Origin of the sequence: Gilliamella sp. B2838, from assembly GCF_026536185.1 — a bacterium.
Classification (GTDB): domain Bacteria; phylum Pseudomonadota; class Gammaproteobacteria; order Enterobacterales; family Orbaceae; genus Gilliamella.
The window spans coordinates 1-26,596 of record NZ_JAFNOO010000001.1; the positions used below are offsets into that span (position 1 = coordinate 1).

27 protein-coding genes and 1 tRNA gene are annotated in these 26,596 nt (G+C 35.3%); 8 read left to right on the forward strand and 20 right to left on the reverse strand.

What is annotated here, in order from left to right:
• Positions 1 to 368: 368 nt before the first annotated feature.
• Positions 369 to 704, reverse strand: coding sequence for a nitrous oxide-stimulated promoter family protein (locus J3U63_RS00005; RefSeq protein ID WP_267343899.1), 336 nt, complete (start codon positions 702 to 704; stop codon positions 369 to 371).
• 75 nt (positions 705 to 779) lie between these two features.
• Between J3U63_RS00005 and J3U63_RS00010 the strand changes: the two genes are divergently transcribed.
• A complete protein-coding gene (locus J3U63_RS00010) occupies positions 780 to 1,610 on the forward strand; it encodes a shikimate 5-dehydrogenase (RefSeq protein WP_267343898.1) in 831 nt (276 codons plus the stop codon).
• 55 nt (positions 1,611 to 1,665) lie between these two features.
• On the opposite strand, the gene ycaO is transcribed toward J3U63_RS00010, so the two are convergent.
• On the reverse strand, positions 1,666 to 3,432 hold the full coding sequence (gene ycaO / locus J3U63_RS00015) for a 30S ribosomal protein S12 methylthiotransferase accessory factor YcaO (RefSeq protein ID WP_267370130.1): 1,767 nt from the start codon (positions 3,430 to 3,432) through the stop codon (positions 1,666 to 1,668).
• A gap of 123 nt (positions 3,433 to 3,555) precedes the next feature.
• On the opposite strand from ycaO, the gene J3U63_RS00020 reads away from it, so the two are divergent.
• Positions 3,556 to 3,903 (forward strand): DUF4282 domain-containing protein, encoded by a 348-nt coding sequence (locus tag J3U63_RS00020; protein ID WP_065634591.1) that lies wholly within the window; start codon positions 3,556 to 3,558, stop codon positions 3,901 to 3,903.
• 83 nt (positions 3,904 to 3,986) lie between these two features.
• Here J3U63_RS00020 and tsaD read toward each other — a convergent pair whose 3' ends face one another.
• The 4 genes from tsaD to coaE are packed head-to-tail and all read right to left on the reverse strand — an operon-like array spanning position 3,987 to position 6,596.
• Positions 3,987 to 5,006 carry a tRNA (adenosine(37)-N6)-threonylcarbamoyltransferase complex transferase subunit TsaD gene (gene tsaD / locus J3U63_RS00025; protein WP_267370132.1) on the reverse strand — a complete coding sequence of 340 codons (1,020 nt, stop codon included), beginning with the start codon at positions 5,004 to 5,006 and terminating at the stop codon, positions 3,987 to 3,989.
• The gene (gene yacG, locus J3U63_RS00030) at positions 5,006 to 5,209 is read right to left on the reverse strand and encodes a DNA gyrase inhibitor YacG (protein ID WP_416379730.1); all 204 of its coding nucleotides are present in this window, start codon (positions 5,207 to 5,209) and stop codon (positions 5,006 to 5,008) included. The genes tsaD and yacG overlap by 1 nt, the downstream gene beginning before the upstream one ends.
• A 38-nt stretch (positions 5,210 to 5,247) precedes the next feature.
• On the reverse strand, positions 5,248 to 5,985 hold the full coding sequence (zapD, locus tag J3U63_RS00035; protein ID WP_267332980.1) for a cell division protein ZapD: 738 nt from the start codon (positions 5,983 to 5,985) through the stop codon (positions 5,248 to 5,250).
• Positions 5,986 to 5,987: 2 nt separating this feature from the next.
• Positions 5,988 to 6,596: a dephospho-CoA kinase gene (coaE, locus tag J3U63_RS00040; protein ID WP_267343894.1), complete on the reverse strand. Its 609-nt coding sequence runs from the start codon at positions 6,594 to 6,596 to the stop codon at positions 5,988 to 5,990.
• 369 nt (positions 6,597 to 6,965) lie between these two features.
• Here coaE and lexA point away from each other — a divergent pair, with 369 nt between their 5' ends.
• The gene (gene lexA / locus J3U63_RS00045) at positions 6,966 to 7,592 is read left to right on the forward strand and encodes a transcriptional repressor LexA (RefSeq protein ID WP_267370134.1); all 627 of its coding nucleotides are present in this window, start codon (positions 6,966 to 6,968) and stop codon (positions 7,590 to 7,592) included.
• A gap of 51 nt (positions 7,593 to 7,643) precedes the next feature.
• On the forward strand, positions 7,644 to 8,015 hold the full coding sequence (locus tag J3U63_RS00050; protein ID WP_267370136.1) for a hypothetical protein: 372 nt from the start codon (positions 7,644 to 7,646) through the stop codon (positions 8,013 to 8,015).
• A gap of 64 nt (positions 8,016 to 8,079) precedes the next feature.
• On the opposite strand, the gene J3U63_RS00055 is transcribed toward J3U63_RS00050, so the two are convergent.
• Genes J3U63_RS00055 through J3U63_RS00065 form a run of 3 tightly spaced genes read right to left on the reverse strand, consistent with a single transcriptional unit; the run spans position 8,080 to position 10,300 of the window.
• On the reverse strand, positions 8,080 to 8,805 hold the full coding sequence (locus J3U63_RS00055; RefSeq protein WP_267343893.1) for an ABC transporter permease: 726 nt from the start codon (positions 8,803 to 8,805) through the stop codon (positions 8,080 to 8,082).
• Between the two features lie 15 nt (positions 8,806 to 8,820).
• A complete protein-coding gene (locus J3U63_RS00060) occupies positions 8,821 to 9,504 on the reverse strand; it encodes an ABC transporter permease (protein WP_267370137.1) in 684 nt (227 codons plus the stop codon).
• Positions 9,505 to 9,511: 7 nt separating this feature from the next.
• On the reverse strand, positions 9,512 to 10,300 hold the full coding sequence (locus tag J3U63_RS00065) for a transporter substrate-binding domain-containing protein (protein ID WP_267332986.1): 789 nt from the start codon (positions 10,298 to 10,300) through the stop codon (positions 9,512 to 9,514).
• Positions 10,301 to 10,838: 538 nt separating this feature from the next.
• On the opposite strand from J3U63_RS00065, the gene J3U63_RS00070 reads away from it, so the two are divergent.
• Positions 10,839 to 11,087, forward strand: a complete 249-nt coding sequence (locus tag J3U63_RS00070) for a hypothetical protein (protein ID WP_065634191.1) — start codon at positions 10,839 to 10,841, stop codon at positions 11,085 to 11,087.
• A gap of 345 nt (positions 11,088 to 11,432) precedes the next feature.
• Here J3U63_RS00070 and J3U63_RS00075 read toward each other — a convergent pair.
• A tRNA-Arg gene (locus J3U63_RS00075) sits at positions 11,433 to 11,504 on the reverse strand.
• Between the two features lie 126 nt (positions 11,505 to 11,630).
• Between J3U63_RS00075 and J3U63_RS00080 the strand changes: the two genes are divergently transcribed.
• Complete coding sequence (locus tag J3U63_RS00080) at positions 11,631 to 12,389, forward strand: MlaA family lipoprotein (protein WP_267332988.1); 759 nt, start codon at positions 11,631 to 11,633, stop codon at positions 12,387 to 12,389.
• Between the two features lie 51 nt (positions 12,390 to 12,440).
• Here J3U63_RS00080 and J3U63_RS00085 read toward each other — a convergent pair whose 3' ends face one another.
• Together J3U63_RS00085 and J3U63_RS00090 are read right to left on the reverse strand one after the other, a co-directional pair.
• Positions 12,441 to 13,244, reverse strand: coding sequence for a TIGR03915 family putative DNA repair protein (locus J3U63_RS00085; protein WP_267332989.1), 804 nt, complete (start codon positions 13,242 to 13,244; stop codon positions 12,441 to 12,443).
• A 3-nt stretch (positions 13,245 to 13,247) separates the two neighbouring features.
• The gene (locus J3U63_RS00090) at positions 13,248 to 14,513 is read right to left on the reverse strand and encodes a putative DNA modification/repair radical SAM protein (RefSeq protein ID WP_267332990.1); all 1,266 of its coding nucleotides are present in this window, start codon (positions 14,511 to 14,513) and stop codon (positions 13,248 to 13,250) included.
• Between the two features lie 303 nt (positions 14,514 to 14,816).
• Between J3U63_RS00090 and fabB the strand changes: the two genes are divergently transcribed.
• On the forward strand, positions 14,817 to 16,028 hold the full coding sequence (fabB, locus tag J3U63_RS00095; RefSeq protein ID WP_267332991.1) for a beta-ketoacyl-ACP synthase I: 1,212 nt from the start codon (positions 14,817 to 14,819) through the stop codon (positions 16,026 to 16,028).
• Positions 16,029 to 16,153: 125 nt separating this feature from the next.
• Here fabB and J3U63_RS00100 read toward each other — a convergent pair whose 3' ends face one another.
• The 8 genes from J3U63_RS00100 to fdrA all read right to left on the reverse strand — a co-directional run bounded on the left by J3U63_RS00100 (position 16,154) and on the right by fdrA (position 24,887).
• Positions 16,154 to 16,876, reverse strand: coding sequence for an amino acid ABC transporter ATP-binding protein (locus tag J3U63_RS00100; RefSeq protein WP_267332992.1), 723 nt, complete (start codon positions 16,874 to 16,876; stop codon positions 16,154 to 16,156).
• Positions 16,863 to 17,624, reverse strand: a complete 762-nt coding sequence (locus tag J3U63_RS00105) for an amino acid ABC transporter permease (protein WP_267370139.1) — start codon at positions 17,622 to 17,624, stop codon at positions 16,863 to 16,865. Before J3U63_RS00105 ends, J3U63_RS00100 begins: the two co-directional genes overlap by 14 nt.
• A gap of 12 nt (positions 17,625 to 17,636) precedes the next feature.
• Positions 17,637 to 18,419, reverse strand: a complete 783-nt coding sequence (locus J3U63_RS00110; protein ID WP_267332994.1) for a basic amino acid ABC transporter substrate-binding protein — start codon at positions 18,417 to 18,419, stop codon at positions 17,637 to 17,639.
• A 354-nt stretch (positions 18,420 to 18,773) separates the two neighbouring features.
• On the reverse strand, positions 18,774 to 20,009 hold the full coding sequence (locus tag J3U63_RS00115) for a pyridoxal-phosphate-dependent aminotransferase family protein (protein WP_267332995.1): 1,236 nt from the start codon (positions 20,007 to 20,009) through the stop codon (positions 18,774 to 18,776).
• A gap of 55 nt (positions 20,010 to 20,064) precedes the next feature.
• Positions 20,065 to 20,988, reverse strand: coding sequence for an HTH-type transcriptional activator AllS (allS, locus tag J3U63_RS00120; protein ID WP_267332996.1), 924 nt, complete (start codon positions 20,986 to 20,988; stop codon positions 20,065 to 20,067).
• A 3-nt stretch (positions 20,989 to 20,991) separates the two neighbouring features.
• Positions 20,992 to 21,945, reverse strand: a complete 954-nt coding sequence (locus J3U63_RS00125) for a DUF2877 domain-containing protein (RefSeq protein ID WP_267343889.1) — start codon at positions 21,943 to 21,945, stop codon at positions 20,992 to 20,994.
• A 3-nt stretch (positions 21,946 to 21,948) separates the two neighbouring features.
• Positions 21,949 to 23,205, reverse strand: coding sequence for a DUF1116 domain-containing protein (locus J3U63_RS00130; protein ID WP_267332998.1), 1,257 nt, complete (start codon positions 23,203 to 23,205; stop codon positions 21,949 to 21,951).
• A 14-nt stretch (positions 23,206 to 23,219) separates the two neighbouring features.
• Entirely contained in the window at positions 23,220 to 24,887 is a 1,668-nt protein-coding gene (fdrA, locus tag J3U63_RS00135) for an acyl-CoA synthetase FdrA (protein WP_267332999.1), read from the reverse strand.
• A 482-nt stretch (positions 24,888 to 25,369) separates the two neighbouring features.
• Between fdrA and allC the strand changes: the two genes are divergently transcribed.
• Positions 25,370 to 26,596 carry an allantoate deiminase gene (gene allC, locus J3U63_RS00140; protein ID WP_267333000.1) on the forward strand — a complete coding sequence of 409 codons (1,227 nt, stop codon included), beginning with the start codon at positions 25,370 to 25,372 and terminating at the stop codon, positions 26,594 to 26,596.

The following is a 26,596-nucleotide window of genomic DNA, read 5'->3' on the forward strand; positions in this document are numbered from 1 at the left end:
GCCCGATGCCCGATGCCCGATGCCCGATGCCCGATGCCCGATGCCCGATGCCCGATTAAGACCATATTTTAACATATTTTTACCACTCCTTGTAGCTAATCCCATTAGTTTTTTACTAAAAATACAACATATTAGCTTTTATATATCATCTAATGTAACTCATTTGTGCGCGATAATATCAAAAATTCATTCTAATAGTAAAATAGAATAATCAAATTGTAATGTGTATTTATGTAAATGTTTGTTAAGAATGATTAACACCTAAAACAATCAACCTCAAATAAATGATTTATTTTTATCACTGGCAACTTTAACCCTATCATGATCAACCTATTTTCAAACGACGTTTAGCAATAAAACTAATAGCTTTATTTTTTTAAATCAAACAAATTTTTATATAAATGCTTCAATGCCATAATCGGGTGATAAATTAGCATTCTTGGACCAGAAAATCGCATCACTTGTTTGATTTTTTGTTGGTAATCTTTACGATAACAATGTTTAGGGCATTTTTCGCAAGTTGTTTTATTTTCGCCAAAGCGGCATAAGATGAGTCTTCGCATCGCATATTGCAATAGATCATCACATTCATTACACAATTGATGCTTTTCAGTATGATGTTTTTTGTGGCAATATAAATGAATCATTACCTTAATCGTTGCTTTTTCTTGCTGTATTTTAGGACCAGTATTATTGGCTACCATAATCAAAATATACGCTAATATAAAAAGTGGTAAAATAAAGTTAATTATCAATTATAATCACAAGGATTCGTTACAATGGCAAGAATTATTAATAAAGATACCATAGTTTGTATGTCACTTTCTGCAAGGCCAAGCAATTTTGGAACCCGTTTTCACAACTTCTTATATGAAAAGCTTGATCTCAATTATATTTATAAAGCATTTACAACCAATAATTTAAAAGACGCTATTTATGGTATTAAAGCGTTAGCCATTCGCGGTTGTGCAATTTCAATGCCTTATAAACAAGCGTGTATTGAGTTTATCGATGAATTAGATGTTTCAGCAAGTTCAATCCAGTCAGTCAATACCATTGTTAATACCAATTATCATCTAACTGCTTATAACACTGATTATATTGCTGTAGCTAAACTTATTGAAGAAAATCAGATAGAAAATACCACGCCGTTTGTACTAAAAGGGAGTGGCGGTATGGCCAATGCCGTTATCGGTGCGTTTTACGATAAAGGCTTTAAAAACGGGATTATTGCAGCTCGAAACCAACAAAAAGGACAAGCACTGGCAAAACGCTATGGTTATAAATGGGTAAAAGATGAAACAGAAGTTCCTGCTGAACAAGCAAAATTAATTATTAATGTTACACCAATTGGAATGCAGGGCGGTATCGAAGCTGATCAACTATCTTTCCCTACGACAATGATTGAACAAGCCGAAATTGTGTTTGATGTAGTCGCATTACCTGTTGAAACGCCAATGATTAAATACGCAAGCAAATTAAACAAAACAATAATTTCTGGCGCTGATGTAGCGGTGATCCAAGCACTTGAACAATTTGTATTGTACACTGGAATTAGACCTAAAAAGGAGCTTGTTGAACAAGCCGCAGACTTTGCTAGAAAAGGTTAAACATCAATGTTAGATTTATTCCACCGAAACAATCGGTGGAATATAATTCAATTTCTTATAACATTGCCTGATGCAGTTTGTGATAAACAGAAAGCAATTTTTGATGCATTGTAAATTGTTCAAGATCGTTATTTGACATATTAGGATCGTTAAATAAATCCGTTAAACCAAAAAACTTTTTCTCACCATTGGCATATTGCCACATTTGATCAACACAATTTTTGCCATACATTTTATTAAATGCGTCTTGATAATTCTCAAACTGTTTTTTATCCCGATCAATGATAAAACTGACTAATGTTTGCAGACAACGATAAGCATGATTCCGTTCTGAGGTAAAAATTGATTCATTCATTTCAATTGTCCAATCGATCCATGTTTGTGCTTGAACTAAATCTTTTGCGGCTAATGCTAACATTGCTTTTAACTCACCAACACGTAAAGTTAACCATGCATTATCTTTACCTGTTGCAATACCAAGTAATTCACGAACGCGAGCAAAATCATCTAGCCCCTGCTCATCTAGCTGCTCTATAATTGCCAAATACTGTTTTGCTGTCAGCTTTTTATTCGGTAAAGATAAAATCAGATCTCTAAACTCAATTGCCATATTATTATTCGCAATTAAAAGATCTTCAGGCGGATAGATTTCTGACATACCTACAGCTAAAATGCGACAGGCATAAACACCAAGATGTTCATAGTCCATGATAAGAACCTCTGTTTTGTGTCGAGCAAAAATCGCCATAAGGTTATCAAACTCTTGTTCTGTTGTGCCAGAAAAATCCCAGTCAACAAACTCATAATCAGCTTGTTTATTAAATAGATCCCACGAAATTAAGCCACTTGAGTCAATAAAGTGGGTTTCTAAGTTACTTAAATCAGCCACTTCGTCATTATCAAAACTTGGTGGAGAAAACACATCAAGATCTTTCAAACTACGTCCTTGTAGTAGTTCCGTAACCGTTCTTTCAAGCGCGACACCAAAGTCAGGATGCGCACCAAATGAGGCATAACAAGTACCATTGTTTGGGTTCAATAATACGACACAGATAACAGGGAATTCACCGCCAAGAGAAGCATCAAAACAGTAAAGTGGAAAGCCTTCACTTTCAAGCGCATTTATAGCGGCTAAAACAGCTGGATAACGGTTAATGACTTCAGGCGGAATAGTTGGTAAGCTTATTGCTTCAGCGATTATCTTATTTTTAGTGTAACGCTCAAAAATTTCTGATAACCCTTGCACTCGAGCCTCATTACGCGTATTGCCCGCTGACATACCATTGGAAGCATATAAATTAGCAATTAAATTAACCGGTACATAAATCGTTTTCTGATCGGATTGTTGTACAAAAGGCAGTGCGCAAATGCCACGCTCAGCATTACTTGATTGCAAATCGACTAAATCAGTAGCAATTAATTCCTGATCAGGATCATAAAACTTAAGTAATTTTTCGGATAAGATTCCTTTTGGCAAGCTATTATCTTGAGGTATTGCAAACCATTTTTCAGTTGGATAATGAACAAAATCAGAATTAGCAACTTGTTGTCCTAAGTAAAAGTCAGAAAAGAAGTAATTAGTTGATAAACGTTCAAAATATTCCCCTAGTGCAGAAGCTAAAGCGGCTTTTTTACTTGCGCCTTTACCATTAGCAAAGCAGAGTGGGCACTGTGTGTTTTGAATATGCACCGACCAAACATTTGGCACAGGATTAAGCCAAGAGGCCTCTTTTACCTCTAATTGGTATTTAGCGAGTTGTTGATGAAAATATTGGATGGAATCTTCAAGGGCGGCATCTTTGCCTGGAATATAAGTTTTCATGTGTTATCTCAGAATATTGTGTAATAATAGATTGCTTTATTCATTTATTTATTCTTAAATGTATACGCTATTAACTAAAATGAAAAGTAATAATCATTAATAATTTTTAATTAAGGAAATAAAATGAAGAAAATTATAAATTCCGAGGGTTTTTCATTAGTAGATTTTTTCTTTTTCAATAAAATGATCACACCAGTAATTATCACTATCCTTTATTGGGTAACACTGGTGTTAATAGTTTTAAGTGGATTAGGTGTCATTATTGCCAGTTTCCATAGTTTTCAATACAGTTTTTTAGGTGGACTTATCGCATTTTTTACAGGTGTCATAGGTCTTATTGTTGGTGTTATTTCTGCAAGAATCGGCTTTGAATTAGTTTGTGTGTTATTCAATATCAATCGTAATATTGAAAAATTAGCCGTAAACCAAAACAGCAGTAACGAAGACCAAAACAGTGACGACAAACAGTAGTGTTTATTTTAACAGTAGGCATTTGCCTACTGTTAAATATCGTTTGATTGAGCTTTAACTAACGTTTAAAAACAATATTATTGTTACTTTAAATCACTTAAAGGCCATCTAGGTCTCACCGCAATAGCTAAATCACTATGCTGCCCTTCCTTTAAATGTACCATTCCTGCATAAGCAATCATAGCCCCATTATCTGTACAAAATTCTAATCTCGGATAATAAACTTGTCCTTTCCGGTTTTTCATCAATACCGATAATTGTTGACGTAATGTTTTATTGGCGCTAACGCCGCCGGCAATAACTAGTCGATTAAAGCCTGTTTCATCAAGAGCTCTACGTGACTTAATTACTAAGGTGTCGACCAATGCATCTTCAAAAGCTCGAGCAATATCAGACTTAGTTTGTAAATCAATAGTGCCATCACAAGTGTTTTGATGAATGATGTTAGCAGCAGCGGTTTTGAGTCCTGAAAAACTAAAATCCAATCCAGGCCGATCGGTCATTGGCCTAGGAAAATGGAATCGATTTGCAATCCCCTGCTCTCCTAGTTTTGAAAGCTTCGCTCCACCGGGGTAATCAAGTCCCAATAATTTAGCTGTTTTGTCAAATGCCTCACCTGCTGCATCATCAATCGATTCACCGAGTAACTGATATTGACCTATGCCTGTAACACTAATTAATTGAGTATGTCCCCCCGAAACCAATAACGCAACAAAGGGAAATTCTGGTGGGTTATCTTCCAGCATCGGGGCAAGTAAATGTCCTTCCATGTGATTGACAGCAACTGCTGGCACATTCCAAGCGTAAGCAAGCGCACGGCCGATAGATGCACCAACCATTAAAGCGCCAATTAACCCGGGCCCTGCTGTATAAGCGATGCCATCAATATCCTCTGCCGTTATGTTAGCTTGTTTTAACGCGGCTTGAATCAATGGTACCGTTTTGCGAATATGATCACGTGATGCAAGCTCAGGCACGACACCACCATAATCAGCATGTAAATTAATTTGCGAGTAAAGTTGATTAGCTAATAGACCAGATTGATCGTCATAAACAGCAATTCCAGTTTCATCACAAGACGTTTCAATACCAAGCACTTTCATTAATGTTTTCCTATTAAATCAGAAAGATTATCTTCACTCCAAAGATCGTGTTCTGTGATTTCTTTATCGGGAATTCGATGTTCTTCTGCTGCCCACTCGCCCAAATCAATAAGCTGACAACGTTTGCTACAAAATGGTCTAAATAAACTTTTTTCCGACCATTCCACCTCTTTTTGACATGTTGGACATTTCACAAATTGCATTATTTTTTTGTTCATTTTGACTCTTTAATTTTAGGCTATTAACAGCACGCTAATTCAAATTCTATCGTATCGGTACTCGTATTATCACAAGCTTCAAGCGGAATAAATCGAATACTATAACGCGACATATGACCCGATACTTGTGGATAAACATTTTTATCTAACGAAACACGAATACGAATAAGGTTAATGTCACCATTGGTTTCTTGAAAAAAATTATTGGCACAAGTGAATAATTTAAATTCACCAAGTTGGCGTATCAACTGCATACATGATGAGAGCGATTCATTTAAAATAGCAAGATGCTGCAACCAACTTTGTACTTGTCTATCTCGTTTTTCTGCTGATTGTTTTAACCACAGATAGAAAGAGGGAAGATCAAAACTACAGCACCCGCCAGGAATCATTAAGCGTTGGCGAATTGAGGTAATAAAACGATCATCTTTCAATGCTTGGCCTAATCGAGGTGCAGTATTAAATTTTAGTAAATAATGATCAAATTTATTAAGTAATTCGGTTATTAACTCTTGATCAACACCTTCAATATTTAACCAAGAAGATAGTTTTTGTTTTTGAGACTCGATTTCTTTAATCAAATCACTTCTAACATCATTACGTTCAATAATTTCTAATAACTCAGACAGTGCATGAAAAAAAAGTAACGCATTATTTTGATCAAAATGACAATGTAGATCTAATTGTTTTAATAAAAATTCAACACGTAACCAGGTACGCATCTTTTCATTTAGTGGATGTTCAAAAATAATCTTATCCATACTTATCCATTATTAATTTTAAGGTTATTTAAGTATTGTTGATGTAATTCATTTACTTGCTCAGTCAAACAAGCTAAATCACCATTATTGATGATTATATCATCAGCATAGGATAATCGTTTTTCACCAGAAACTTGAGATTGAATCATTTTTTGAGCTAACGCTATATCAATATTATCTCTTTGAACCAGACGCTGTAATTGTAGTGCTTTCGGAATATCGATCATCAAAACTCGGTCAGCTAAGTGATGTAAATTATTTTCAATCAAAAGTGGCACCACCCAAATTACATAAACCGCAGTCTGTTTTGCAATTTGTTCCTGCGTTTTTTGTTGAATAATCGGATGTAATAAGTGGTTTAACCAAAGCCTTTCATGCGAATTATTAAAGATAATTTCCCGCAATTGACTGCGATCCAATTCACCATCAGGTAATAAGATTTCCTGGCTAAAATGTTTAACAATTTCAAGATAAGCATCAGTTCCAATCTGAACAACTTGCCTAGCAATAACATCAGCATCAATAATCGGCACACCTAATTGTGCAAAAAGATTTGCAATGGTACTTTTACCACTGGCAACACCACCACTAAGTGCAACAATATAAGACATGAATATAGTTTCCGATCTAATAATTACCATGATTAGTATATCATATAACTGAATCTCATTATATATGCTAATTTTTCTTACCTAAAAACAAAAAATACATTTTATTCAGAATATTATAATTTTTTTAATAAAAATCACTTATTGCAAACCAACATAAAAAAATTAAGTTAAGATGATAAAAATGATCACTATTGGAATAAAACAAAATTTATCTTTTTCAATAGAACTTGATTTTATCAAAATGAACAAGTTATCAACATATTGAAAAATTAATCAACCAATAAAAAATAAAATCAACAAAACTGTTGGTTTTATAGTATTAGCTGTATATAATCACATATATCTGTATATAAACACAGGAAATTGATAATGAGACCATTAACAGAACGTCAGCAGCAAATATACGATTTGATCAAAGAAAATATTCAAACAACTGGCATGCCACCAACACGCGCTGAAATTGCGCAAAAATTAGGATTTCGCTCCGCTAATGCGGCTGAAGAACATTTGAAAGCTTTAGCTAAAAAAGGGGCAATTGAAATGATAGCTGGTTCATCTCGTGGTATTCGTCTACTGCTCGAAACGTCCGATGATCAACATGATTTTGAAGGTCTTCCACTTATTGGGCAAGTGGCTGCCGGCTCACCTATCCTAGCGCAAGAACATATTGAAAGTCATTATCAAATCGATCCTTCTGTATTCAAACCCCAAGCTGACTTTTTATTAAGGGTTCACGGTATGTCAATGAAAGATATTGGTATATTAGATGGTGACTTACTTGCCGTGCACAAAACCCAAGATGTAAAAAATGACCAAGTGGTAGTTGCACGAATTGATGATGAAGTCACCGTTAAAAGACTATCTCGCCATGGTAAACATGTACACTTACTGGCCGAAAATGAAGACTTTTCACCTATTGAAGTTGATTTAGAACAACAAAGCTTTGCTATTGAAGGTATTGCTGTAGGTATTATTCGTAATGGGTCATGGATGTAAATAAAAAGTTAGTATAAAATAGCAACTAATTATTGCTTAGGAGATAACAACATGTGGCTATTTTGGTTATATGAATTTTTAGGATTTGTTGCGATTTTTTTACTTATATTTGCTTATTGTCGATTTCGTGGACAAGGCTTTTGGTCGTTTATTTGGCGACACTTAAAATGGGTAGCATTAGCGATTGTTGCCATTTGGCTAGTCATAGCCGTGCTCTGTCGTAACGACTTATATAATGCGACACATTGTTACTTTAGAGGTGTGAGTATGCATGCTAATACCAAGTACTCAATCTATTTAGAAGAATGTCAGATCGAAACACCAAGTGGGAGTTATGTACCAATCGATCGCACCAGAGCGTTACCGGGTTCTTCAGATCATGAAGATCATACCGAAGACTATGGCTACCCAGCAGCTAATTAATTATATAAATGATCATTTTACCAAAGCCATTATTGATACAATAATGGCTTAATATTTTGAATATTTAATTAGCTTTTACAGACCAATCTATTTGCATATATGCCAAACAACGCCTTTCTAATTTTCTAAATCCCCAAATTAATGTAAAACTAACACAAAGATAAATAACCGCAGCAATACCAAAGGCATGAAAAGGTTGATATGTTTCAGCATAAATGTCACGAGCAATTTTCATTACATCTTGAACGGTTGCGGTAAATGCTAATGCAGTTGAGTGCAACATAAAAATAACTTCATTACTGTAAGCAGGCAAAGCAAGACGAAAGGCTCTTGGTAAAATAATATATCGATATAATTGAAATCGGTTAAAACCTAAGGCTATTGCCGCTTGAATTTCACCATTGGGCACATTACGCATTGAGCCCGCTATAACCTCAGTGGTGTAAGCACAAGTATTTAAGGTAAACGCTAAAATAGTACAATTTAAGCCACTTTGAAAAAAATCATTAACCCATTGATGATTCTGCACAAAACTCAATGTATAAAGTCCTGTATAGATAACTAATAATTGAACATACAAAGGCGTGCCTCGAAAGACATAGGTAAAACACCAAATAGGTAACTTGATGTATTGATTTTTTGAATTACGACCAACCGCTAAAACTAAAGACAAAATACCGCCAAGGGAAACCGATAAGACCAAAATCCACAGCGTCATAGCTAGCCCAGTGATATTATACCCATCTGTCCATAACAACGCTTTCCAGTAGTCTTGAAGAATCTCTAACATGATAAGGCTCTTTGTTTATAATTTTGCTTTGGTTATACCAATGGAATAATGCTTTTCAAGCCACCACAAAGCAAGATTTGAAATAGTGGTGAAAAACAGATAAAACGCGCCAGCGATTAAAGCAAATAATAGTGGCTGATACGTTGCTTCGCCTACCGTTTTTGTTGCTTTAACTAAATCAAATAAACCTAATAACGAAACCAACGCAGTTGATTTTAAAACAACCAACCAGTTATTTGCTATTCCCGGCAAAGCAAAGCGCATCATAAGTGGAAACATAACATAACGAAAAACTTGAGTTTGACTTAATCCAAGTGCAATAGCAGCATTCAAGGTGTTTTTCGATACTGACTGATAAGCACCTCGGAAGGTTTCAGTAAAATAGGCGCCGTAAATAAAACCTAACGTAATCATTCCAGCTACAAAAGGATTAATTTCGATAATATCCATATTAAAAAAATCGGTAATATTATTGAGCGCAAATTGTAATCCAAAAAATATTAGCATCATAAGTACTAAATCAGGCACACCTCGAATTAAAGAGGTATAAGCCTGACAAAGTAATCGTAGTAATTTTATTTTAGACATTTTGCCTAAAGCACAAATCACACCAAGTAATATAGCCACAATCAACGAAGTGATTGCTAGTCCAATGGTAATTAAAGCACCTTGCAAAATAAGCGGAATATAACCTTGCATTACTTAATTATTTTTTATTGCCATAAACACTAAAATCAAAGTATTTATCATTGATTTTTTTATAGGTACCATCATTTAGAATCTCAACAAGAGCCTTATTAAAAGCCTCTCGTAATTCAGTATCATTTTTACGGAAGCCTAACCCTACCCCAACATCGAAATACGTTTTATCGGTTAATGCGTTGCCTGCAAACGCAAAACCTTTTCCTTGCGGTTGTTTTAAAAATGCATAACTACCGGTTACCTCATCTTGTAATGACGCATCTAAACGCCCCGCCACTAAATCAGAAAACACTTGTAATTGATTTTGATAAGGGACAATGATCACACCGTTTGGACGCCAAACTTCATTAGCAAAATGTTCTTGCGAAGTACCTTGTTCAACACCTACTCGCTTACCTTTTAAAGATTCAACTGTAGGCATAATATTGGCACCTTCTTTTGTGATTAATCTTGAATTAGTCACAAAAATTTCATCAGAAAACGCAATCTGCTTTTTACGTTTTTCGGTCATCATCAAAGATGACGAAATCATATCAATCTTTCTCGATAAAAGTGAAGGAATCAGTGCATCAAAATCAGTAGTTTTAAAGACACATTCAATATTTGCTTTAGCACAAAGTGCCTTTGTTATTTCAATATTAAAACCTGTAATTTCACCATTTGCGTCAATAAAATCGAATGGGGCATAGGAAGTATCTGAACCAATTTTAATTGATTCTGGTAATTTTGCCTGACTATATAATGGTAAACTAATCAAACTAATAAGGGATAGTACCTTTAAAAATATTTTCATAATGATGTCTCTTATAATTTTTTGAGGCGCATAATATAACGTGTTATGAATAAATTTAATAATAAAAAAATCTTTAATATCCGGTATAGTATAAGGATTGATTATTTGAAGTAGTTATTTAGAGTAAAAAGTATCGTATTAAAACTCCAAAAATCACATCGCCATATTAAAATGATAAATTATATCTCTTAATTAAAGACAATATTAATCATGACCATTAACTGCAAGATAAAATTGTTAAACCTATTAAGATAACAGCAAGATTTTACTAGACTGTAATAAAGTTTACTCATTGCCGTTATAATTAAATAAGGATCAACAACAACCAAATAAATATAAACAAATTAGTGCTAGATGCTTATTGATTTAACTCAACGCAATTTAACACCATGTCTAACATTTGTTTAATAACACATTTGATATATTTTAATTATAATATTTATTAATAGATATAGTGATAACAACACTTACTTTATAAATTAAAGGAAATTTTATGAAAATAGTTATCAAAACAATTATATTAATTCTGATTCCATTTATGCTACAGGCAAAACCCGATGTGTCAAAAATCTATGGAAAAATAAAATTTGTTGATTCATTCCCCGATTACAGGGTGAAAGTCGTGAAAAGTTTTCCCGATCTGCGGGTCAAAAAAACGAATGGTTTTGCAAATAAACCCGGAGAGTGGAAAATAGTCGATAGTTTTCCAAATTACAAAATACAGATTGTCGATTCTTTTCCTGATTTTACTATTCAGTATGTCGATTCGTTTCCTGGAGTTAAATAATAATTAATCGGATAATTAAGTCGTCTGTTTTAACTTAATAAAAAGTAACAATTTAAATTGCGACAAAAATAACAGTTATATCCTTGTACAAATAAATAGCTATTTTTTGGCTATTTCATGCTAAATAATATAACAGTTCAATCAGATCGATTTTAGTTATCGGATGTATATTGGAGGATTAAAATCGAGAAAAAGTAGACTCGGTTGACGAGTGCTTTTATATGCATAAATCCTTGTAATATAGGATATTATATAATTTAGTCAATCGTTGAGGTTCTATTTAGATTTTATCGTAAAACTTTCAATAAAAACGCTTTTTAAAATCATTATATTCTTATCAAAATCTGACCCCAGCAGGAATCGAACCTGCAATTAGCCCTTAGGAGGGGCTCGTTATATCCATTTAACTATGAGGTCACAGCGGCGTGTATTTTAATAAATTTATATCAATAATACCAATTAAATAACGAAAAATTTTCTATTTTAAGTAAACATGATACAATCGCAGCATCTCTAATCTTATATTATTTTGTCGAAGATATTATGAAAAAAAGAATCGTTGGCATGATGTTTTCTGTAATGGCGCTTACTAGTTGTGCAACTTATCAACCAGAAACCAATACCTATAGTGATCCATTATCAGGATTTAATAAAGCGATGTTCAATGTAAACTACTACGCGCTTGACCCCTATGTTTTACGCCCTGCCGCTGTTGTATGGAAAGATTATGTCCCTACGCCTATGCGAAAAGGGATAGTTAATGTGTCATCAAACCTTTCCGAACCAGCATCGATGGTAAACAACCTTTTACAAGGAGATGTGCATAAAGCTGGTACACATTTAGCTCGATTCTTTTTGAATACTGTTTTTGGTGTTGCAGGTCTTTTTGATGTTGCAAGTATGGTCGAACCCCAATTACAAAAAGGCAATAAACGTACTTTTGGTGATGTATTAGGTCATTACGATGTTCCTTATGGTCCTTACGTTGTGTTACCTTTCTATGGTTCAGCGACATTACGTGAAGAAGGCGGAGGATTAGTTGATACCCTTTATCCCCCACTAGTTTGGTTAGATTGGCAATGGGCGTTAGTACGAGGTGTGTTTGATGGTATTGAAGCGCGTGCTGTCGCTATTCAATATGAAGATCTTATTAAAAATAGTGATGACCCATACAATTTTATGCGTAATGCTTACTTCCAACGTAATGACTTTATTGCCTCGGGCGGCAAAGTGGACGAAGAAAAGCAACAGCAACGTGAAGAGAGTATTAACAGCTTTATTAACGATATTGATTCACAATAGCCATTTTCACTATTACCAAATAATGAAACCGCCGCTAACATTGGCGGTTTTTTATTTACCTTTCATTTCAGGTAGATATTGCCAAAATCGTTTTGGCATCTGTTGACGTTGCAATTTAGGATTCACTCTTTCTTTAATAGTTAGCGCGTTACAATAACGCAGCCACATGGTTTGAAATAGTTGTTCATCTTTAGTCATATAATCTTGATTGATCATACTGTTAACAACGATATCTTCATGATTAGCTAGCGAGATTCGTTCAATCTTTTCAAGATTATAAAAATAGCCATATTGCCGCTTCTCATCATAAATCGCCCATTTTTGATCCGCATAACGATCTTGAAAAAAATTTAACACTAAGGGTAATGCATTATAAATGGGTGCAATGACCGCAAAATAAATTTTTTCACTTAAACTATTTTCACTGGCGCTTATTGGATTATTTATCGCATTAAATCGTACAAACTGCACTAAATGATGCTTTTCGCGACTCACTTTTTTAGCGATATCATGCACAGTTAGCACATCAGGATCGCCAAAATCGGTTTCAATTGAATGTGTTGATTGAAAAACTTTACAGATATAGCGCAAAATAATTAAGTCACTTTCAGGAAGTTCAGATAACCAAACATACAACAACTGATTAAGCGCGATTTTAGAAATTTTTTTTTCGAGTGCTAGTTGTACCCGTTCATATTTGCTATTACGAAATTCAACTACATGCGTTTCTGACGCTAATAAAGGGGCTACATCGCCTTCAAGCAATAAACACTCTGGCATTTTTTTTAACTTGAATATGTCAAACACGGCACAAAGTAACCCTTCAAAAGTTTTGTCATAATAAAAGACTATCATCAACTAAAACCCCATGACTAATTGCTGAGGTAAAGAAGCGGCTTTCGCTTTTAACAAAGGCGGTTCTTGTAAAGAAAGACGAATATATTCAGCTGAAGAGTCGAGTAACTTGAATTCTCGCATCTCATGACAAATGATAAAAAACTGTGCACGCTTCAAAACTACCCCTATGCGTTTAAGTGCTGCTAAATTAAGTTTTCGATGGCGCCTTGCCATAACAATAAGTTTGGCCGATTTAACACCAATACCGGGAACGCGTAAAATTTTTTGATAGCTATCGTAATTAATATCTACCGGAAAAAATTGTGGATTACGTATTGCCCACGATAATTTAGGATCAACTGTCAAATCGAGATCCGGATAACTGTCATTCACAATCTCATCCACATTAAAACCATAAAAACGCAAAAGCCAGTCAGCTTGATACAATCGATTTTCGCGAACTCTAGGCACGTCTTGTAATACAGGTAACCTTTTATCATAGCTATTTACTGGCACAAATCCTGAATAGTAAACACGCTTCATGCTGGGTCTTTTATATAACTTAGCGGTCAATTGTAAAATTTGATTATCCGATTCATCCGTTGCGCCAATAATCAGTTGGGTACTTTGACCTGCAGGTACAAATTTGGGAGTCGATTTTATTCTTTTACGATCTTCCACATTTTCCAATAGATTTTGTTGGATATGGCGCATGGGTTGATAAATGGTTTGATGATCTTTGTCTGGTGCCAATAATTTAAGATTTTTTTCTGTTGGAATTTCTAAATTAACACTCATTCGATCAACTAATAATCCAGCTTGTTTAATCAAATCATTACTTGCTCCGGGTATCGCTTTCATATGAATATAACCATTAAAATCATATTCTTTACGCAAAATGGTAACAACTTTGATCATCTTTTCCATTGTATGGTCAGGGCTTCTAACAATACCGGAACTTAAAAATAGCCCTTCTATATAGTTACGACGATAAAATTCTATTGTTAATTGGGCTAACTCTTTCGGGGTAAAACCCGCTCTTGGAATATCATTACTCTGTCGATTAATACAGTAAGCACAATCAAACATACAGTAATTAGTCAACATAATTTTAAGCAATGCAACACATCGACCATCGGCGGTAAAAGTATGACAAATACCTCGACTATGAGCATTACCAATACCTTTATGTTTATTTGATCGAGAACTGCCGCTCGAAGCACAAGAAACATCATATTTAGCTGATTCTGCTAATATTTCAAGTTTATTAATCATTTTGTCATTCATAGTACACCACAATTACTGTTTTTATATACAGTATTATAAGGATTATATTATTGTGTGCAACAATTTAATAAAGGTTAATTTTATTTGATCTACCTCATCAGATCAGTAAATTCATCATAATTACTGTCTAAACAACCGGAATGAAAAACGTAGAGTTAATCACGCTTTGTGATGAAAACGGATTATTATCTTTCATCAGCTTAAATAAAATAGATAATAAGGTATTGTTCAGCTTACAAGTGTACGCTATAATCACATCAATTTTTCATATGAAGCCAGATAATTTTAGGAGTAAAGCATTAAATGAAACGTGTTGTAATTACTGGGTTAGGTATTCTATCAAGTATCGGTAACAATACTAAAGAAGTTCTAGAATCATTAAAAGTAGGTCGAAGCGGCATTACTTTTTCACAAGAAATGAAAGATAGCGGAATGCGTAGCCATGTATGTGGAAATGTAAAACTAGATACAACAGGATTAATCGATCGTAAAATTGTTCGCTTTATGAATGATGCTTCTATTTATGGCTATTTAGCTTTACAACAAGCTATAGAAGATGCCAAATTAACCCCTGAACAAGTATCAAATCCTCGCACTGGTCTAATTGCCGGTTATGGTGGTTCAACTAAAACGCAATATAATGTTGTTGCAGGTATGAAAGAAAAAGGGTTACGTGGAGTAGGTCCTTATGCGGTAACAAAATCAATGTCATCGGCAATTTCTGCATGTTTAGCAACGCCATTTAAGATTAAAGGGGTAAGTTATTCCATGACTTCTGCTTGTGCAACATCAGTACACTGTATTGGTCATGCGGCTGAATTAATTCAATTGGGCAAACAAGATATTGTTTTTGCTGGTGGTGGTGAGGAACTCTGTTGGGAAATGTCTTGCGAATTTGATGCAATGGGTGCCCTTTCAACCAAATATAATGATACGCCAGAAAAAGCATCGAGAGCCTATGATGCAAACCGTGATGGTTTTGTTATCGCAGGTGGCGCCGGTATGGTAGTTGTTGAAGAGTTAGAACATGCGCTTGCGCGTGGTGCACATATCTACGGCGAACTAGTCGGTTATGGTGCGACTTCGGATGGTTATGACATGGTTGCACCATCTGGTGAAGGCGCTATGCGTTGTATGCAGCTTGCTATTCAAGATTTAGACGTCCCTGTTGATTATATCAATACTCATGGTACTTCAACACCAGTTGGTGATGTTAAAGAGCTTTGGGCAATCAAACAAGTGTTTGGTGACAATATTCCAGCTATTTCTTCCACAAAATCAATGACAGGTCACTCATTAAGCGCCACCGGTGCACAAGAGCTAATTTATTCACTATTAATGCTAGAGCATGGTTTTATTACACCAAGCATTAATATTGATGAACTTGATGAAGCCGCTATTGGTATGAATATCATTACTGAACCGACTGAACGTGAACTGACAACTGTTATGTCAAATAGTTTTGGTTTTGGTGGAACTAATGCTTCAATTGTGATGAAAAAATATAAAGCATAATTTAGCTGCTTGCTAAAAACTAAACTAAAAACCGTTCAACTTAGAACGGTTTTTTTATTTAAGGTGGTGATAGATAAGCGTAAATAAAATTATCACATCACGTTTAGTGCCTTTATTTTCAAGTTTTATAGAACTTTACTTAAAAATAACTGTGTTCGTTCATTTTGTGGATGATTAAAGATTTGATCGGGTGAACCTTGTTCTTGAATAATGCCCTGATCAATAAAAATCACCCGAGTAGACATTTCTTTAGCAAAGCCCATTTCATGAGTCACAACAATCATTGTCATGCCCTCTTGCGCAAGTGATTTCATGACCGCTAAAACTTCACCGACTAATTCGGGATCAAGCGCCGAAGTTGGTTCATCAAATAACATTACTTTAGGATCCATCATAAGTGCTCTAGCAATAGCCACGCGCTGCTGTTGTCCACCGGAAAGTTGACTTGGATAAGCATCAATTTTATCAATCAACCCGACTTTGGTTAACAACTTCTCCGCTTTGCTAATCGCCAGATCTTTGGGCATCTTTTTCACGTCTCTAGGTGCTAAAATAAGATTTTCCAGTACTGTCATATGTGGAAAAAGATTAAAGCGCTGAAACACCATCCCTACTGATTCTCGTAATTGATTAATATTGGTTTTAGGATTGTGCACTTTAAAACCATTAACTTCAATTTCACCTGATGTAATATCTTCCAATCCATTGATGCATCGTAAAAAAGTGCTTTTACCTGAACCAGATGGACCAATTACCGAGATCACTTCTTTTTCTTGAATATCACACGAAATACCACGTAACACATGGATATCACCAAATTGCTTTTGTAGATTTTTAATGTGAATCACTTTTGCTCAACCTTTTTTCTAAATATTTAACCAGTAGCGATAGCAAGGATGTCATTATCCAATAAACCAAAGATATGACTAGGTAAGGCTCAGTATATGAGCCATAAGCCGCACCAGACGTTCTTGCAGCGAAAGCTAAATCAGCCAGACCAATAGCTGCACCAAGGGAAGAATCTTTCAAAATAGCAATAGCATTATTACCTAGCGGTGGTAACATTCGTCGAAAGGCTTGGGGTAATATCACTTTTCGCATGGTACTGCCATATCCCATACCTAATGAACGTGCAGCTTCCATTTGTCCTTTATCAATCGACTCAATCCCTGCCCTAAAAATTTCTGATATATAAGCACCAGCATTTAAAGTAATGGCTGTAACGCATGAAATAAATGCACCATATTGAGATCGTAAAAAGCGAGCGGTATCAACCGAAATCAAGTTATCCGATACAAGCAAACCATCTCGTGGGTTAATTAACAAAGGCATAAGGACAAAGTGAACGACCATAATTTGCACAAATAATGGCGTACCGCGAAAAGCACTAACATATATTCCAACTGGCCATTGTACAAAAAAATATAATGTATATTTCCAAACCCCATATTTTGCTGAAGCAGTGCGACCAATACCTAGCAATAATCCCCATAATGTACCTAAAATGACACAAAACAGCGTACATTCTATAGTCATTTTTGCCCCTTCTATAAATAAGGGCAAGTACTCATTAATTATTTCCCAATTAAACGCCATAAAAAATCCACATTATTCTTTATCGGTTAAAGGTAACGTTGGAACATTATTATCAAACCATTTTGAATAAATGTTGGCATAAGTGCCATTATCGATAATTTTTTTCAGTCCTTGGTTAATCATATTGCGCAATTTATCATTACCTTTTGCAACAGCAATACCAAAATATTGCGGCTCAAAATTTTGATCTGAAATCAGATTAAACTCTTTACCGGGATGCATTTTGATATAAAACTTAACAACACCAACATCGCCAATAGCAGCATTAATGCCTTCTTCATATAATTCTTGCAGTAACAAAGGTGTGTTATCAAAACGTTTAATTGACGTACTGTTTTTTCCTAATACTTTAGATACAACCACATCAGCTGTACTACCATTAACAACACCAACAGTATGAGAGCTCAAATCAGCGATAGATGTGATTTTCGACCCTTTTTGAGTCACAATAACTTGCTCAGCAGGAAAATAAGGTAAAGAAAAATCAACAGAATTTTTACGTTTTTCGGTAATGGTAATACCTGAAATGATAATATCGCGTTCACCATTATCTAAGGTAGCAAAAATACCTTCCCATGGTGTATTAATTAATTTAATTTTAAAATGTTGAACATCTGCAATGGCTTTAATTAAATCGATATCAAACCCTTCAAGTTGTTTTGCGCTATTTTCGTACTCAAATGGTCGATATGTACCGCCCGCGCCGACTACATAAGTTGGCTCATCTGCATACGAAAAACTGGTTGTTAATAAAATGACAATACTGAAAATGAGTGAAAAAAAAGATTTGATCATTGTCTATCCTGCCTTGAAATAAATGGGGAAAAATATAATAACTTTTGAACAAAATATTGCAACACTATATTAGAGCGTATTAACAAATAACGTTAATAGTTATAATAGAGTACTGCGTTTTTTTACTGATTAATCACAATCACTAGCAAAAAATTTTCTAGCACAACCAACGCTTTGGTAATGCATTACAACTACATTAACTTAATTAATAATAATTTAAAAACATGATGTGATAACATTTTGTTTTAATGATTTATTTTGACTACTGTTAAACTCATTTTTTAGTATTAAATAAAGTAGAGCTAAACATAAAAAAGCTCACAAATGTGAGCTTATTATTATACTATTGATTGATTAATGATTCTGATAGATATCCCAAGCAGCCTGTAATCCAGCACCTTGGGTTGTTTTAAAGCCTACACGGTTTAAGACAGCTTCAAATGCAGTTAACGTTTGCATTACACATTGCTTTCTAGCGTTATATCCCATAGTACCAATACGCCATACATTACCTTTAAGTGGACCAAAAGATGCGCCAATTTCAATGCCAAAATCATTTAACATGAGGTTTCGGACTTCTAGATCATTAATATGTTCTGGTTTTTTAACCCCAACCACATTATTCATTTTATGAGAAATATCACCAAATAGCTCAAGTCCCATAGCTTGTAATCCTGCAACCATTGCCGCACCATTAACACGGTGACGCTCAATAACATTGTCTAATCCTTCTTGTAAAACAATGCGCGCACATTCTCTCGCAGCATAAAGCATCGATGTTGCTTCGGTATGATGATTGATACGTTCAGCCCCCCAATAACGGATGATCATGTCAATATCGAAATAGTTAGAATAAATAATTTCGTCACTACCACTGCTGTCGCCATCTGCTCGAATACCCAATTCCACACATTTTCGTGCTTGAATGATATCAACCATTTGTGGGCTTAACGTTAATGGAGCAACACCAGGAGGGCCACTAAGACATTTTTGTAAGCTGACCGATACACCATCTAACTGCCATTTATCGACTTCAAGTTCATTACCAACAATAGATGCAGTGGCATCAACATAAGATAATACGCCATGCCGACGACAAATTTCACCAATCTTATCTAATGGTTGCAACAATGTCGTTGAGGTATCACCTTGTACGCAAAGTAATAAGCGAGGTTTGATTTTTTTAATGGCATCTTCAATCACATTTGGATCAAAAACTTCACCCCATGGGACTTCAATGGTATGCACCTCTGCTCGGCAACGGTGAGCTATTTCACAAAGTAATAAACCGAAACGACCAAAAACAGGCACTAAAACTTTATCACCAGGACGAATGGTAGAAACAAGCACCGCTTCAATACCTGCACGAGCGGTACCATCAATAACAAATGTTTGCTCATTTTTAGTTTTGAAAATTTCTCGATAAAGTTCCATGGTTTGATTCATATAATCAGTCATAACAGGATCAAATTGACCAATTAATGGAGCAGCCATTGCTCTTGTCACGCGTGGATCTGCGTTAATTGGACCAGGACCCATAAGTAACCGCGTAGGCGGATTAATTTGATCATATTTGTTTAGGTCTAACATTTATTTTTTCCTTTGTTTATATTTAATTATTTCAATAATCACACGGCATAGTGATTTATCGTTTTTTATCAATATTTTTTAAAAAATTATTTGCTAAAGGATGATGAAATTTGAATAAATTAACAATTTCACTCATAACCTTTCCCATATGTGCTTTTTTCCAAGCTAGTGATAATGGAGAGGGTTTTCGTTCGTTAACCACTTGGCAAGCAATTAAATCGCCTGAATCTAAATAGGGTTGGCAAATCGATTTTGGTAAAAATCCAATGCCAAGACCTTTTAAATGACAAGCTAATTTGGTCGAAATATTCGGTACAATAATTTCTGATTGACTCGGTAATAACCAAGCTACGCGTTTATTCATATGTACTGAAGTATCTTCAACGTTAATGGCTGGGAATTTTCGTAATGATTCATTAGATAATGGCCCCTCAATTTGTGTTACCGGATGATTTTTAGCGGCAACAAAAATCCAACTTACTTCGCCTAATGGAAAAATATTGATCATATTATCTAGCGATTCAGTACCGGTAGCACCAATCGCAAGATGGCATTCGCCATGCAATAATGAATCCCAAACCCCCATATAAACTTGGCGAGTAAAGTTAAAATTGGTAAAAGGGAATTTCTCTTTTAAATGGGCCAACAATTCTGTTACGGCTTCAACATCATATAATAAATTATTAATTGTTACATTGACTTTACGCTCAACACCATCACGGATTTGCTGGAGCTCATCGGGCATGGTCGATAACCAAAGCAACCATTGACTACAATGTTCATAAAGATGTTGACCTGCCAAGGTAAGCGAAACCGATCGCGTGGTCCGTTCAAATAATTGGGTATTTAAGTCAGTTTCTAATGATTTAATGCGATAACTAATTGCTGCTGGCGTTTTATAAAGTAATTTAGCCGCCTTTGAAAAACTATTACATTCAACGACTTTGGTAAATGTTCGCATTGTTTCAGTATCTAACATGATTCAATCCTCTAAAATAAAACGATCAATGCCTAACCACATACCAAGTAAAAGATCAGCGCCAGAGGTATGACCATAATTTAATAATTTATTTATTGATGAATGATCTAACCTATTTTGGTTAAGCGCCTTAACCATCTGTAGTACTAATAACGAAAACTTACCTTCTAATGCATAATTTAGAAAAGATGCACTAATTAACGTTGTCAAAGAATTTAAAGATAACGCTGACAAGCCATGCTTTAGTTGACTTAATTTACCGACAAAACGAACATCGCTTGAAATGACCGCGAGAATCCCCACTAAAATATCATCCATACTAGGTGTTAAACCTGGACCTAAACCGATAAATGGTGTAATGTCAACAACTTGTCCATCCATCAATTGTTTAATTTTACCACACAATAAATCAAGTTGCGGTGGCGATTTATCAATAATATTATCTTTCAAATTGCCAAACAATCCAGTCGGATAATCGACGTGTTGTAATAGCTGTACAATAGACTGTTTATTGAAACTCAGCTTTTCATCACGTTTGATTTGCAAATGACATTTATGAGTATGATTCATGATTAAAATATCACCGCAAATCAAATCACCATTCATGAGTTGATCTATTTTGAATTCATTGTTTAATAAAACCGATTTAATATAATCAAAATCTTCAGATTTAAGCACCCACCCCATTGGTGATATGCCACTTGCATATCGATGAAGCGTAATTAACTGCTGATGCGTATTAATTAAATTAATCGTGTGCTGATGTAAACTAAATAACGATAAAGCACCTTCGATTGTTGGCGCATGCGCACTAACAAGCAAAGGCTTAATTTTATGTAAGTAATTTTGATTCGATAACATGCAGCTATACCGATTATTTAGCGTAAAACTCGAGTTTAATAAGCAATTATCAATATGTTGATTTAATCGATTGCCATTAGCATGCATAATGTTCATAAATTATACTTCGAGCTTTTTAGCCAGTGCTTCTAGTGCTTTTTCAAAACAAGCTAACGGTGCACGCACTGTTCCTGCGCCAATTTGACCAACACCTGCCTTTTTATGAGCAATACCGGTATTGATTAATGGTGTGATTCCTGTTTCAACAATTCGGCGTATATCTAATGCCATACAGCAGCCCTGAAAATTCCAAGATGGTATTTGAAATAGCATGTTATGTTCTAAAAATATTTCGCTCATCTCTTCTGATACCTCATACGCAACATCAGCACCACCAGCGCCAACAAATCGCGTAACACCTGGCGCAGCAACCATTGCGGCGCCTCCAATACCAAAAGTTTCAGTTATAGCACTGTCACCAATATCGGGATTAGCATCTTGCTGTGAATAACCGGTAAAAAATAGTCCTTGAGGTGTATTTACTGGAGCGGTAAACCACTGATCACCAAGACCACTAACTTTAATACCAAAATCTTTACCATTACGTGTCATCGCTGTAACAATAGTACCAGCTTGAATCTGGGCGGCACTATCCATTACGGATTTACAAAATGCCATTGCTAAATTCAAGAAAAATTGATCTGTGACACTTAAAAAATCAAAGATTTTTGCCATCTCTTCTTGACTACGTTTAAGTACAGCTAATTTTGGTGACAATGTACGTAATAATAATGCAGAAGCGGCAATATTACGTTGGTGAAATTCATCTCCCATAGTAATGGCTTGCGCCATCAATGCAGTTAAATCAATGCCTTTATCAAATAGTTTAAGTGCATCATTTAATGCTGGACCTAATGATTCTTTCATCCAACGATGACGATTTAAGACTTCTTCACCATAAGCACCAAAGCGCATGACTTTACCAATGCCTTCGTTCAAATTACAGTATGCTCGGTTACCATGAGTAACATTCTCAACAACAACCATTGGCATATTAGCAGAGGTAATTCCGCCCATTGGACCAACGGCATTGACTGAATGACAAGGAATAAATTCTACTTTACCTGACTGTAATAACTGTAAAGCTTCATTTTCGTCTTTCGCCCAACCTTCAAATAAACAGGCACCAATACAAGCACCTTGCATTGGTCCTGTCATATCAGTCCAAACAATAGGTGGGCCAGCATGCAATAATTTTTGTCCTTGTGCTAACGTTGGTACCGCTTCTTTTGCTGCAACTACGCCAATCCAATGAGGCCTAGCCGCTTTAATTCGTTCAATAATAGCTTGATTTGCTTCATTTATTGATGTATTCATATTGTCAAAACCTCTTAATTTAATTTCTTCAAAATAGCCGCTAATTTTTGATTACCACCCGCTACTGGTGCCCATTGATAATGCACAACAGGCACATTCGATGCTTGAAGATCGTCAGCAAAGCCTCTAAGACCTGCATTAATCACACTAATATGATCAAGTAATGGGTACTGTTTTAACGAACGTATTTGCTTTAATGGTGAAATGAGTTTTTTTGCCAATAAAATTGCTTCCGGTAAATTGTCCATTACCACAATATTGGCAGCTTTTAAGGCATCAATCTGCTTGCTACGGCATTGTGGATCTTGCTCAGAACCGGTTACAGTAACAATGGCAATTAAAGGATTATCAGCAGCACGTTTAGCACACGCTTTTTGATAACCAGTAATAATGGATTCGGCAGGGTTAGTATTAGCGCCATAGCCAATAACCAAATCCAATAATAGAACACCAACACTTGTGTTATCACCTAACTGACAAATTTCTTGTTCACGAATTGAAGGATCAATCATTGGATGTGGGCGACCTACAGTATAAAAATCATCACCAAGATCAATTATCTTATGACCATTTTGCGCTAACATGATGCCTTTATCATGATTTTTGCTAACCGCTAAGCCAAGCTCGTGAGCAAGTAACATCGCCGCTTCTGAAGCTAATGTGCCGCCAGTATATAAACCTAAAATAGAACGATGTTCCGCATGACTTAATTGAGTTGCACTTGCTTCTACTTTAGCTAATAAACATGATAATCGCGCCGCTTCATCCAACGTTCTGGCAAAATAAATGTTTTCATCTTGTGGTTTATCTATGTTAGAACCTAAAAATATTGCAACAATTGGCTTGTTAATCAACTTCATGGCAGAAATCACTTTTTTACGCACACTTTCTGCTGGTGGCTTAGAAATAAACGTGATCACCTGTGTTGCCTGATCCGCAGCTAGCATATCTAACGCAGTTAACGCACTAATGCCACCGACTTCTTGAGATAAATCCCGCCCACCCAAACCAATAGCTTGAGTAATCCCTTGATTTAATAAGGCAATTTGTGAAATAACTTCTTGAATACCTGTTCCAGATGCACCAATTACACCAATATTTCCCTTTGGAATGACATTGGCAAAAGCTAAAGGTGCACCAGCAATAATGGCAGTACCGCAGTCGGGTCCCATTACAATCAAATCTTTTTCTGACGCTTTGGTTTTCAAGCGAATTTCATCATCAAGTGAGACATTATCCGAAAATATCATCACATTTTTATTATCATCCAAAGCTTGTTCAGCCAACCCAGCAGCATACTCACCGGCTATAGAGATAAGCACCAAATTAGCATCAGGCAATTTTTGATTAGCGCTAGCAAAACGTCTTGCTTTGAGTAATTTACGCCCACCTTGCTGTTGCTGCGCAATATTTTTTAACGCATCTTCCAATTGTTCACTAATCAACGCCACCACATTACAAGAATTATCATGGGTTTTAATGGCCACACAAATATCATTGGGTGTTGCTTCATTAAACATATCATCCCAAAAACCGGTTGCAGTAAGCAGCGATTTATTGGCTGGGGTACCCATCATGACGGAAACTTCATCAACTTCGTCAAGATTACTGAGTTTTTTTGAAATTAGCATTAAACTAACTGAATCTTGAAAGCTGCCTTTTTTTATAAAAGATTGAATCATGAGATTTGGCCTTTCAGTTATGAAAAAATTAAGTTCTGTTTAGATATAGACAATACTCACTTATTACTTATTGAGATACTTTCATAGACGGGAATGATTGATTTTACAGGTGGCATCCTGTTACCCGTTTTTGATAATTCTGATTGATAACAATAAATAGTATGACACTATCACATCTAATTTACAGATTGTATTTATATATTACGTAAAAAATAGTGAATAAATAGGTTGGATGTCACAAATTGACGAATAATCATAAAAAATAAAACATATTAAAATCAGCAACATAAATGATTATTAAAAAATTTTTTATAATACCAATTCATTAATTTAATTAAATTTTAAAAAAATAAAAAAGCTAGTTTGATCACATTATTATTTGCTATTAATAGTATGGTAGATGACAAATTCACTTTTAATGTGTTTCATTATATATAAAGACACTTAATGACAGTAACAAGTTGAACAACAGGTAAATACACATGAATATCTTATATGATGATGTTGCTAACGCAGTAGACTGGATATCTAGCTTTGGCGGATTAAAACAAGGTGGTACAACGCGCCTACTCTATAGCGCCGAATGGCTCGCTGCCCAAAATGCCCTGAAACAAAGAATGACCGAAATTGGCATGCATAGCTATTTTGACGACATTGGAAATTTATATGGACGATTTGAAGGCAGTAAATACAAAAATGAAGTTATCATGTCAGGTTCGCATGTTGATACTGTTGTAAACGGTGGAAAACTTGATGGACAGTTAGGCATTATAGCGGCTTTACTTGCAATGCAATACCTGAAAGAAAATTATGGTCAACCACTACGCACATTAGAGTTAATCTCGATGGCAGAAGAAGAAGGTAGCCGTTTTCCTTACGTTTTTTGGGGCAGTAAAAATGTATTTGCTATTGCTAATCATCACGATGTCGAAACAATACAAGACAGCGAAGGCATAAAATTTGTTGATGCCATGCAAACATGTGGATTTAAATTCAATACTCAACCTGCACGCGACAATATTAAAGCGTTTTTAGAAATTCATATTGAACAAGGTGGCGTTCTAGAAAAAGAACAAAAAAGTATTGGTGTTGTAACCAGTATTGTAGGTCAACGACGTTATAACATTCGATTAATTGGTGAAGCCAATCACGCCGGTACAACGCCTATGGGATATCGTAAAGATGCGGTGTATGCATTTAGTCGAATCTGTAATGAATCAATCAACAAAGCAATCAAAGTTGGTGATCCACTTGTGCTTACTTTTGGTCACGTAGAACCCAAACCAAATGTCGTCAATGTTGTACCCGGTGAAGTATTATTCACTATGGATTGTCGTCATACGAATAAAGCCCAATTAGTTCAATTCACCGAAGAAATCGAAGCTGATATGCTGCGTATCGCCAACGAACTTGGTCTTGAAATCGACATAAATCGCTGGATGGATGAAGATCCGATCCCAATGGATAACAAGCTAATCAAAATGTTAGAAGCGATATGTAAAGAAGAAAAACTCAGTTATCGGGTAATGCACAGTGGTGCGGGTCATGATTCACAAATATTTGCGCCACGTGTGCCTACAGCAATGTTATTTGTGCCAAGCATTAAAGGTATTAGTCACAATCCTGCTGAAGATACAGACACAAAAGATTTAGTAGAAGGCATTAAAGCACTCACGCACGCCCTATATAAATTAGCTTATCAAGAATAA